11 protein-coding genes and 1 pseudogene are annotated in these 9,906 nt (G+C 39.4%); 7 read left to right on the top strand and 5 right to left on the bottom strand.

Annotation, left to right across the window (positions count from 1 at the left end):
* Nucleotides 1–14 precede the first annotated feature (14 nt).
* The 5 genes and pseudogenes from QXL17_04560 (at nt 15) to trxB (ending at nt 5,157) form a co-directional block, all read left to right on the top strand.
* Nucleotides 15–698: an amino acid ABC transporter permease gene (locus QXL17_04560; GenBank protein ID MEM4258408.1), complete on the top strand. Its 684-nt coding sequence runs from the start codon at nt 15–17 to the stop codon at nt 696–698.
* Between the two features lie 123 nt (nt 699–821).
* Nucleotides 822–1,280: a transcriptional regulator NrdR gene (gene nrdR / locus QXL17_04565; GenBank protein ID MEM4258409.1), complete on the top strand. Its 459-nt coding sequence runs from the start codon at nt 822–824 to the stop codon at nt 1,278–1,280.
* Between the two features lie 13 nt (nt 1,281–1,293).
* Nucleotides 1,294–3,485: pseudogene (locus QXL17_04570) on the top strand (ribonucleoside triphosphate reductase).
* A gap of 12 nt (nt 3,486–3,497) precedes the next feature.
* The gene (locus QXL17_04575) at nt 3,498–4,190 is read left to right on the top strand and encodes an anaerobic ribonucleoside-triphosphate reductase activating protein (GenBank protein MEM4258410.1); all 693 of its coding nucleotides are present in this window, start codon (nt 3,498–3,500) and stop codon (nt 4,188–4,190) included.
* A 46-nt stretch (nt 4,191–4,236) separates the two neighbouring features.
* Nucleotides 4,237–5,157 carry a thioredoxin-disulfide reductase gene (gene trxB, locus QXL17_04580; protein ID MEM4258411.1) on the top strand — a complete coding sequence of 307 codons (921 nt, stop codon included), beginning with the start codon at nt 4,237–4,239 and terminating at the stop codon, nt 5,155–5,157.
* A 29-nt stretch (nt 5,158–5,186) separates the two neighbouring features.
* Here the strand turns inward: trxB and hycI are convergent, their stop codons facing one another.
* Nucleotides 5,187–5,639 carry a hydrogenase maturation peptidase HycI gene (gene hycI, locus QXL17_04585; protein ID MEM4258412.1) on the bottom strand — a complete coding sequence of 151 codons (453 nt, stop codon included), beginning with the start codon at nt 5,637–5,639 and terminating at the stop codon, nt 5,187–5,189.
* A 5-nt stretch (nt 5,640–5,644) separates the two neighbouring features.
* Nucleotides 5,645–5,911, bottom strand: a complete 267-nt coding sequence (locus QXL17_04590) for a hypothetical protein (GenBank protein ID MEM4258413.1) — start codon at nt 5,909–5,911, stop codon at nt 5,645–5,647.
* Between the two features lie 126 nt (nt 5,912–6,037).
* Between QXL17_04590 and QXL17_04595 the strand changes: the two genes are divergently transcribed.
* Nucleotides 6,038–6,271: a hypothetical protein gene (locus tag QXL17_04595; GenBank protein ID MEM4258414.1), complete on the top strand. Its 234-nt coding sequence runs from the start codon at nt 6,038–6,040 to the stop codon at nt 6,269–6,271.
* Nucleotides 6,272–6,345: 74 nt separating this feature from the next.
* Complete coding sequence (locus QXL17_04600; protein MEM4258415.1) at nt 6,346–6,513, top strand: 4Fe-4S binding protein; 168 nt, start codon at nt 6,346–6,348, stop codon at nt 6,511–6,513.
* A gap of 7 nt (nt 6,514–6,520) precedes the next feature.
* Here QXL17_04600 and QXL17_04605 read toward each other — a convergent pair whose 3' ends face one another.
* The 3 genes from QXL17_04605 to QXL17_04615 form a co-directional block, all read right to left on the bottom strand.
* Nucleotides 6,521–7,219, bottom strand: coding sequence for a DNA alkylation repair protein (locus QXL17_04605; GenBank protein MEM4258416.1), 699 nt, complete (start codon nt 7,217–7,219; stop codon nt 6,521–6,523).
* 30 nt (nt 7,220–7,249) lie between these two features.
* Nucleotides 7,250–8,410 carry a permease gene (locus QXL17_04610; GenBank protein MEM4258417.1) on the bottom strand — a complete coding sequence of 387 codons (1,161 nt, stop codon included), beginning with the start codon at nt 8,408–8,410 and terminating at the stop codon, nt 7,250–7,252.
* A 98-nt stretch (nt 8,411–8,508) separates the two neighbouring features.
* Nucleotides 8,509–9,495 (bottom strand): NosD domain-containing protein, encoded by a 987-nt coding sequence (locus tag QXL17_04615; protein ID MEM4258418.1) that lies wholly within the window; start codon nt 9,493–9,495, stop codon nt 8,509–8,511.
* Nucleotides 9,496–9,906 lie beyond the last annotated feature (411 nt).

Below are 9,906 nucleotides of genomic sequence, written 5' to 3' on the forward strand. Positions count from 1 at the left end.
CACTTCCTAGTCTATTGAGTGGTTTAATGTATACGTTGTTTCTAACATTTTGTGCCATTACGTTTGGTTTTTTTATCGGTATCCTGCCTGCGCTCGGGCGAGTCTATGGGAATAATATTCTTGCAAAGATATGTATACTATATATAGAAGTAATCAGAGGAACTCCTCTCTTAGTTCAATTATTTATTATTTATTTTGGACTCCCGTATGTTGGTTCGATTTTTGGTATACCATCATTTAGAATTATTCTTTCTCCGATTGAAGCAGCGCTCGTTGGGTTAACAATCAATAGCAGTGCATATCAGGCTGAATATCTTCGTGGAGCGGTGCAGTCTGTTCAAGCTGGTCAGATGACTGCTGCTCGATCGTTAGGAATGAGCAAGTGGCAAGCTATTTCATATGTTATATTGCCGCAGGCATTACGAATATCGGTTCCATCGTGGTCGAATGAGTTTATCTATCTCTTACAATATTCTTCCATTGTGTATATTATTCAAGTAAAGGAATTAACTGCTGAAGGTTTATTTATTGCTGCGCACAATTTCCGATATCTGGAGGTTTTTACGATGATTGCAATTATTTATTTGATTTTAACTGTAATTTCAACAGAACTCATTGATCGGATTGCGAAAAAAATCAATATTCCTGGTGTTGGTACAGCAAGCATACATCCGAGGAAAAAATTTGATTTTTCCTAGTATTTTTTGTATCTTTTGCCAGCTATTGAGTTGGTAAAAACACAAACTATAAAAATCACAAATATATACAATATAATGTAGTTTTATAATTTATATATACAACATATTGTATCTGGTGTTGGGATGAATTGTCCATATTGCAATCATATTGAAACCAAGGTTACCGATTCTCGGGATACCGGGAAATATGCTATACGAAGACGTCGAGAATGTCTCAATTGTAACAAAAGATTTACCACCTACGAAGCAGTCGAAATGGAACCACTCTATGTCATTAAAAAGGATGGTCGCCGTGAGCAATATGATCGAACTAAAATAAGAAATGGTATGATGAAAGCACTCGAAAAAAGGCCGATTAGTCATGAAAAAATCGAAGAAACACTCGATTGTATTGAAGAAAAAATACGACGAAACGGCAATGAAGAAATTTCAACAGCACAAATCGGTGAATACGTGATGGACTGTTTACGTGATCTTGACCAGGTCGCCTACATCCGATTTGCATCCGTATACCGATCATTTACCGATGTGACCAGCTTTGAAAAAGAAGTCAAAACGTTAACAGAACAAGCAAAATCTTGAGGAGAGAAAAAACATGATACGAAAAATTAAAAAACGAGACGGGAAGATTGCTGATTTCAACCCAGTAAAAATCACTGAGGCTATCTGGAAGGCAGCACAAGCAGTTGGTGGAAAGGATTACAAAAAAGCAGCAGAGCTTACCGAGAAAGTCATTGAGCTTTTAGAAAAAACCTTAAAAAAAGGTGAAATCCCGACCGTTGAACAAGTTCAGGATATCGTAGAAAAAGTACTCATTGAAGAAGGACACGCAAAAACCGCAAAAGCATACATCTTATATCGAAAGCAGCACCAAGACATTCGAGAAATCGGGGGGCTTCTCAAGGATATTGATGTGGTTGATGGCTATCTCTCGATGATGGATTGGAAGGTTAACGAAAACAGCAATATGGCATATTCCCTGCAAGGGTTGAATGTCTATGTAACTGAAAACATCATTTCTCATTACTGGTTGAATAAGATTTATCCACCAGAGATAGGGGAAGCACATACCAAAGGAGATTTTCATCTTCATGATCTCGGAACATTGGGACCCTATTGTGTTGGTTGGGATTTGAAGGATCTACTCCTCCTCGGATTTAAAGGAGTATCTGGAAAAATCGAAAGTAAGCCAGCAAAACATTTTAGTACAGCACTGATGCAAATCGTCAATTATCTGTACACACTTCAAGGTGAAGCAGCAGGGGCACAGGCGTTATCAAATTTTGACACTCTTTTAGCACCCTTTGTCGATAGAGACAAACTGAATTATGATCAGGTGAAACAAGAAATTCAAAAATTCCTGTTCAATATGAACGTTCCAACCCGTGTTGGTTTTCAATCGCCATTCAGTAATTGTACCATGGATCTCACCATACCGAACTATCTTGCAGATGAACCAGCGATCATTGGCGGTGATTTAACGAATAATACCTATGGTGATTTCGCTGATGAGATGGATATGATCAACCGTGCGTTTGCAGAAAACATGTATGAAGGTGATTCAAAAGGCCGTCCGTTTACCTTTCCCATTCCAACCTATAATATTACCAAGGATTTCTCATGGGATAATGAAGGTTTAACACCACTCTGGCAGATGACAGCAAAGTACGGTATCCCCTACTTTAGTAATTTTATTAATAGTGATATGAAACCTGATGATGCTCGCAGTATGTGTTGCCGGTTACGTTTGGACAATCGAGAACTTCGAAAACGAGGCGGTGGTCTGTTTGGTGCAAATCCAAAAACAGGGTCAATCGGTGTTGTTACTTTGAACATGCCACGGATTGGGTATCTTGCTCGTGATGATGATGAGTTTTTCGAACGACTCGATAAAATGATGATATTAGCGAAACAGTCACTTGAAATTAAACGTGAACTTATTGAAAACCTCACGGAGAGTGGTTTGCATCCCTACTCACGGTTTTATTTATCTGACGTGCATCAAACCTTTGGTGAATACTGGAAAAATCATTTTTCAACCATCGGTCTCATTGGCATGAATGATGCATTACTCAACTTTATGGATACAAGTATTGCAACAAAGGAAGGAAAAGCATTTGCAGAAAAAACATTAGATTATATGCGGAAACGGATCTCTGATTTCCAGGAAGAAACCGGGAATATTTTTAATCTTGAGGCGACTCCTGGTGAAGGAACAAGTTATCGTCTTGCCAGAATTGATAAAGCTGAATATCCTGATATTAAGATTTATAATCAAGAAAAATACAGAAACAACGGTGATCGCATCGAACCGTATTATACGAATTCAACCCAGCTTCCCGTTGGATACACTGATGATGTCTTTGAAGCGTTAGAACTACAGGATTCATTGCAAACTAAGTATACTGGTGGAACCGTGCTTCATATGTTTCTTGGTGAGACTCCTTCGTTGAGCACGACGAAGAAGTTGGTTCGGAAGGTTGCTGAAAACTATCATCTGCCCTATTATACATTGACACCGACGTTTAGTGTGTGTCCGAAGCACGGGTATCTGCCTGGTGAGCATGAGTATTGCCCAAAATGTGATGAAGAGATCGGATATAGAAAGAAAATGGTTGTACGGAGGTGAATTTCGATATGGATGAACAACTTGAGGAAAAAAGAACGAAATGTGAGGTTTATTCGCGGGTTGTCGGATATCTTCGTCCGGTAAGCCAATGGAATCGTGGAAAACAACAAGAGTTTGCTGATCGAAAAGTGTTCAAAATCAAAGAAAACATAGAGTAAATGGAACCATGTATGAAGATCGGCGGGTTACAGAAAACATCATTTATCGACTACCCTGAGTACATCAGTGCAGTTGTTTGGACGGTTGGTTGTAACTTTCGATGTCCTTTTTGTTATAACAAGGATCTTGTCTTTGGGCGTTCACAGCTTCTTCCTGAAGAGGAGATCATTTCTTTTTTACAAAAACGACAAGGTATGATCGAAGGTGTTGTCATTTCCGGAGGCGAACCTTTATTACAAGATGATCTCAGTGGTTTCCTTCAAAAAATACGAAAGCTTGGTTTTTTGATAAAACTTGATACCAACGGTTCACTCCCTGATCGATTGAAGGTGTTGCTTGATGATGGTCTGGTTGATTATGTTGCTCTTGATGTAAAGGCACCGAAAAAGAAATATCCCTCTGTCTGTGGTTGTGAGGTTGATGTTTCAAACATACAAACGTCAATGGATCTTATTCGAAAACAGGCACCGGAGTATGAATTTCGCACAACAGTTGTTCCATCGTTGTTGAATAAGGAGGATATCATTGAGATTGCACACTGGATTGCAGGGGCTCAACAGTGGTATCTCCAGCAGTTTAAGGTTTTTCCACCATTAGTATCTTCAGAGCTAGAAAAGATCAACGCGTATGATCGCCAGTTTTTTGATGAACTGATCGCTGCAGTACAACCATTCATAGAGAAAGTCGTCGTTAGGGGTTTGTGACAAAACTTATAACAAGTACTAAAGATGAGGTGTTTGAGGAGACCGTATGGACTACGAACTTGCGGTTATCGGTGCTGGCCCTGCTGGTTTTTCAGCTGCGATTTACGCACAGCGTTCAGGGATAAAAACTGTTGTTTTTGATCGAGGTGCTGGCGGAGGTCTTGCACAGATTGCACCAAGGATTGAGAATTATCCTGGTTTTGAATCAATTTCCGGTTTTGATCTAACTCAGAAAATGAGACAACATGCAGCAAAATATGCTGATCTCCATTTGTATGAGGAGGTACAAAAAATCGAAAGAAAAGATTCTTTGTTTTCAATTGCTACAGATAGAGCAGTGTATCAGGTTGGCGCGATCATTCTTTGCACAGGAACTGAACATAAGAAACTCGATGTACCTGGTGAAGTAGAGTTTCTTGGTCGAGGAGTGTCGTATTGTGCAACGTGCGATGGATTTTTTTTCAAAGGAAAAAAAGTAGCGGTTATTGGTGGCGGTAATACTGCTCTTATGGAAGCTATTTTTTTAAAACAGCTTGGATGTAGCAAGGTTTTTTTAATTCATCGTCGGGATCAGTTCCGAGCTGAGAAAATTTATGTTGATGAAGCACAGCAGAAAGACATAGTGTTTCTCTTAAATACTACCGTGGAAAGCATTAGCGGTTCAGATAAGGTTACGCATCTACAAGTTGTGTATCTGCCTACTCAGAAACAATCAAAACTAGAGGTTGATGGTGTTTTTGTATCAGTTGGTGTTCAACCTCAGAATACGTTGGCTCGTATGCTTGAACTTCACCTTGATACTCAGGGGTATATAGTGGTTGATAAAGAACAGCGAACCAACATTCGAGGGGTGTATGCAGCTGGTGATATCACCGGCGGTGTCCGTCAGGTGATTACCGCCTGTGCTCAGGGAGCTGTTGCAGCACTCTCGTCAGTTGAGATGTTTGGGAAAAAATATCCATATTAACTCTCAGTAGGATGGTATTCTTCTACGTTTTATTCTGGGAGATGGTGTAGTGTGTCAATTTTTTTCTGTTCAATTAATGTTATTACATACTCTCCGCTTTTTTTGACTGGTGCTGTAAGTGATCCGATATAGGTTTTTGGTTGTATGCCGATGAGGAGTATTTTTTGTACCCATGATTCGAGATAGGTTATGAGAATCGGGAGAGGTATTCCATGGGTACAGATGTGCATGGTGCTGATTTTTTCTTTTGGAACGATACGCACCTCTCCAGGTTTTAGATTCATATCAACAGCATCTATGATCAGGAGTACGTGTGGTTTTTTTTGTTTTACCAGGGAGGTATAATTCTCCGGATTTGTCCCACAATCAACAACGTCGATACCATGGTTTTTGTGTTTGTTGAGTTGATCTGCGATATACGGTCCGATTGCATCGTCACCACCATCTCGGTTGCCGATGCAGAAAACCATTATTTTTGTCATGGTATTCACTTTTTTTTCGTGTAAGCTATCTTTTGATAGGTTATGATAAACCAGACAATTGCAGTTCCTGTGGTTGAAAGGCAACTAAGGGGAAGGTCAAGGGTGAAAAAGATGATTGCCATGATCGTAAGTAGGAGTGAGGTTGATAGATATGTGGTGAGTGATTGTGAAGTAACATCTTTGAGTTTGTAGTTTTTTATGATTGCGGGTAGAAGGGTGATGATGAATCCGAAATTAATTGCAGTAAGGGCAATATCTTGCCATGGCACCATGTTCGCTCAGAATCAAGAAGAGTAATATAAATGATTTTGGTCGTAAGTCCGTCGTCTGTTTTTCTGATAGATTTTATGGGAGAGAAATGACTAAATAATTCTTTCAGATTCTCTATACCGTTGTTTATGGGTAAGAATCGTGATATTATTCAAATTCTTATGCTTGTCTTACTTGGGATGTTTGTTCCTTTTCTTGGTTCTGTCACTGTGATGTATGGTTTTGATCTGGTAAAAATAGCGAAAACCTTTGGTTTGTTTCTCGTCATTTTTGCCTTCGAACTCGGAATTGTTTATGCATATTTCTCTTTAACCAATAGATCTGCAGCAAAGAAACTTGAAGATGATAAACCTGTACTTTAACCACGGTTTCTACGACGTAGGTAAAAGATATATAGGGTTATTTTTATCTCGGGTCTCATAAGAGGTAATATCATATGGTAGCAAAAGTTGATAAAAATAAGTGCACTGCCTGCGGAGCCTGCAAAGAGGTCTGTCCAGTTGAGGCAATCACCATTGGTGAAAAAGCAGAAATCGATGAGGCAACCTGTATTGACTGTGGCACGTGTGTTGACGAATGTCCAGTTGAGGCAATCAGTTTATAAAAATAATTTAATACCTTTTTTTCTTCTTTTTTATTTTGATCCTGTGGTGTACTTTTTCACTAGTGAGTTCTCTGAGTGCATCAGTTGCAATCCACCGCGCTGATCGTGAATCTATGGTAAGTAGTTCTTTAGAGAGTTGTATCATCTTTTTGTTTAATGGTTGGTTGCGTTTTCCGATATTTCGTAACGCCCAGTTTACTGCTTTTTTTACATAATTTCGATCATCTGTGCAACATTTTTTTATGAGTGGAGCACATCGTTCAAAATCCTGATTTGTAGCTTTTTTGTCATGAACCGCAAGTCCCGCAAGTAGTGCGAATGCCCCGCGTTTGACAAATTCTTCTTCTCGGGTTGCCCATGTGTATACCTTGGTCCAGGCATGGGGTGTTTTATCAAAAAGACTAGTGCATGCTTGATCGCAGATATCCCATGAGTCAAAGTCAGCTGCCCAGGCATCCATTTGTTCACTGGTTACTTGAATTGGATCGTCGATGAAAACAGCAAGCAATCGTGCATCATGAATTCCAGAATCCCATAACTTGAGAGCAAGATCGTGGTTTGTACCGATTTCTTTAGCAAGGTGCCGTAATTGATAAATTGAGATACCAAGATTGTTGATTGGGTTGATTCCATAACGTATCATTCCTTGGATGTTTTTTGGTTGTTCCATGGTTTTTAATGTTGCTATAACGTCAGAGTATTGCATAGTTATGCATCCTTAGAGGATTCTCTTTTTTTAGAGGAAGATATTGAGGAGATATCCGATGAGAAGGACTTGTGGTACGGTTAGTATCGGAAGCCAGAGTGCAGCTTTTTTGCCGATGTTACTCCAGATTAATCCAATTTCTGTGTAATCGGTTGCAACTCCTGCCATGAGAAATACGGTGCTGTTTCCAAAAGCTCCAGTTTGGTTGTAGATTTCAAAGGCAAGCGGTGAGCTTCCCTCTGAGCAGACTTCGATGATGGTTGCAAAAAATAAGGTGACGAGGAGTCCTAGAATGGTTGGTCCCATGTAGTGATGGAAAAGACCTGTTGGGATGTAGGCTCGTGCAAAAGCTGCCAACAGCATTCCGATGATGAGCCACCAGAGTACCATTTTTGTAAGACTCCAGGATCCATGCATTGTTCCTTGTACAGCATCCCAGAGAGTATGGCGGTTGAAGTGGAATTCGTTCCAGCGTTTCTGAATATCTTTGATGATGGAGAACTCGGTGAGGACCGGTGTGTCTTCGCCGTGGTTGCATTGTTTGCATTCTACTTTATCGTGCCGCTCGAGCCATTGGTAGAGCAGTCCGGTGATGATTGCGATGATAAGTGCTGAAATGATGATAAGCAGTGCTTTTATGCCGAAGAATCCGAAGAGGAGTACGGTTATGGGGAGGTTCGCCCAGGGTGATGCAAGCAGGAATGCAACGACTGATGAGGTGCTTGCTCCTTTTTTGTAGAGTTCAATAGCAATTGCAAGGATGCCATGGGAGCAAGCACTCATGAGAAATCCAAAGATAACTGAGTAGATGATGGTTCTTTTTTGGTGTCGTGAGAGGTATTTTTCTATGTATTGTCGTGGGATGAAATAGTCGATGATTCCTCCGATGAGTAACCCGATGAGGATTGCCCACCAGATGAGGAGGAAATAATCTTGTAATGCATAGAAGAATGGGTTGAGTTGTGGTATGAGATAACTTATGAATGCCAGAGCAAGTGCGAATAAACCGATGATGGTGAGTCGTTCGCGATACCATTTTTTCGCTGGTTTTGTGCATGACCGGCAGGTTGATTCTGGTTTGATGTTGTTGTTTTTTTCGTATTTTTGGAGGCAGTAGGTTGAGCAAAAGTAGTGGTCGTGCGCGGGTATGGTTCCTTGCATACCGCAGATTGGATCAATTTTATCAGTCATCCTTCAGGTTAATGATTGTCATTATTTGAATATATATGTACTATGTAATTTAGAAAAAAGTAGGAAGTAGATATGAATTGGAAAGAAATGAATTAGAATTATATTGAAATATTAAATGATTCTTGAGCCGGGTTTCTGTCGATTCGTATAAGAGGAATGCGAATTCCTGGTTCCATTGGTCCGCTGCTAAGAACGAATTCTCCAAATATTAATTTTGGTGTTTTTCTGGCTGCATTCCAATAATTATTCTGCCATGTATTACAAAATCCATTTCTAAAATATGCATCCCGAATATTTTCCAGAAAATTATTTTGTGTTATGAAATTATCTCGCGATATTTCAATCATAATTCCTTCTGACTCTGAAGGAAAAGTATGTCCTGAGATTGTATTTAGCTGAATAACATTACCATCTCTATAAATAATATTAATTCCGTCGAATCTGTTGTTTCTAATGATGTTGTTCTTGATCAGATTATGTGATGCACCCCACATAAAAATGCCATGGTTATTTTGTTCAATAATGTTTCCTAGTATCTGAGTATTTGCTTGTATTCTGGAGTCTGAGAAGTAGATGCCGATTACATTACCTCTAATGATGTTATTGGAAATGGTACTATTATCTGCGCTCACAAGAATTCCTGCATCATGGCTATCGGTGCCGCTGTTTTCTATAGTGAAACCTGAGATTGAACAGGCACCTTGGTCGTTGTTAATGCTCACTACCCATTTTGCGCCATATCCTCGAATCACGGTTGTCTGCGGTCCCTCTCCTTGTAATTTTACTGGCTTCTGTAAGCTTATCGAATTAAAAACACCACTAGAATAATACGTGCCAGAAAACACATAGATAGTATCATCTGACTCTGCATGACTCAGTCCTTCTTGTATGGTCTGATATGGATGCTCTATGCTGCCATCCCAAGGCCCCAGGGTATTGTCATCATCAACATAGATAATTTTATCATTGGTACAAGTTGTATGAATGATAGAAGATATTTGATGTTGCGATGCAGCTACTACATTTGTTATGAATACACAAAAGCATAGTGTTAAGAAAATAATTTGTTTTTTGTTTTCCCTCATTTACACTACCCCTGTTTTTTAAAATTAAAAAATTTATAATCATTTTCATATAAATATTTTATTGGAAGAGTTTTTGAGAATTTGGCTATCTTTTTAATGATGTACTAATTCTTCTAAGAAAGGTCGGTGGAGATGTAGGATATGGGAGATAAGGTTGGTGAGGAGAGGAGGAAAGGATAGGATGAAAAAACAACCCCCTAGGTATCTTACATCTCCTGCAGGCTAATGTGAGTTGCTTTTAGGATGAGTCCCCCACATTCCCTTTATTAACAATCGTTAATATTTATTATATATTTAAATCTTTTGCATGTCTAGGCTTCATCCCGAAATAGATAATTAAGGAAGAAACATTCATTTTTTCATTGGATGGGACGCGCAAAGAAAAGGATTAATCCAACAGTTGCGAACCAT

This window comes from Candidatus Thermoplasmatota archaeon, from assembly GCA_038884455.1.
Taxonomy (GTDB): Archaea; Thermoplasmatota; E2; order DHVEG-1; family DHVEG-1; genus JAWABU01.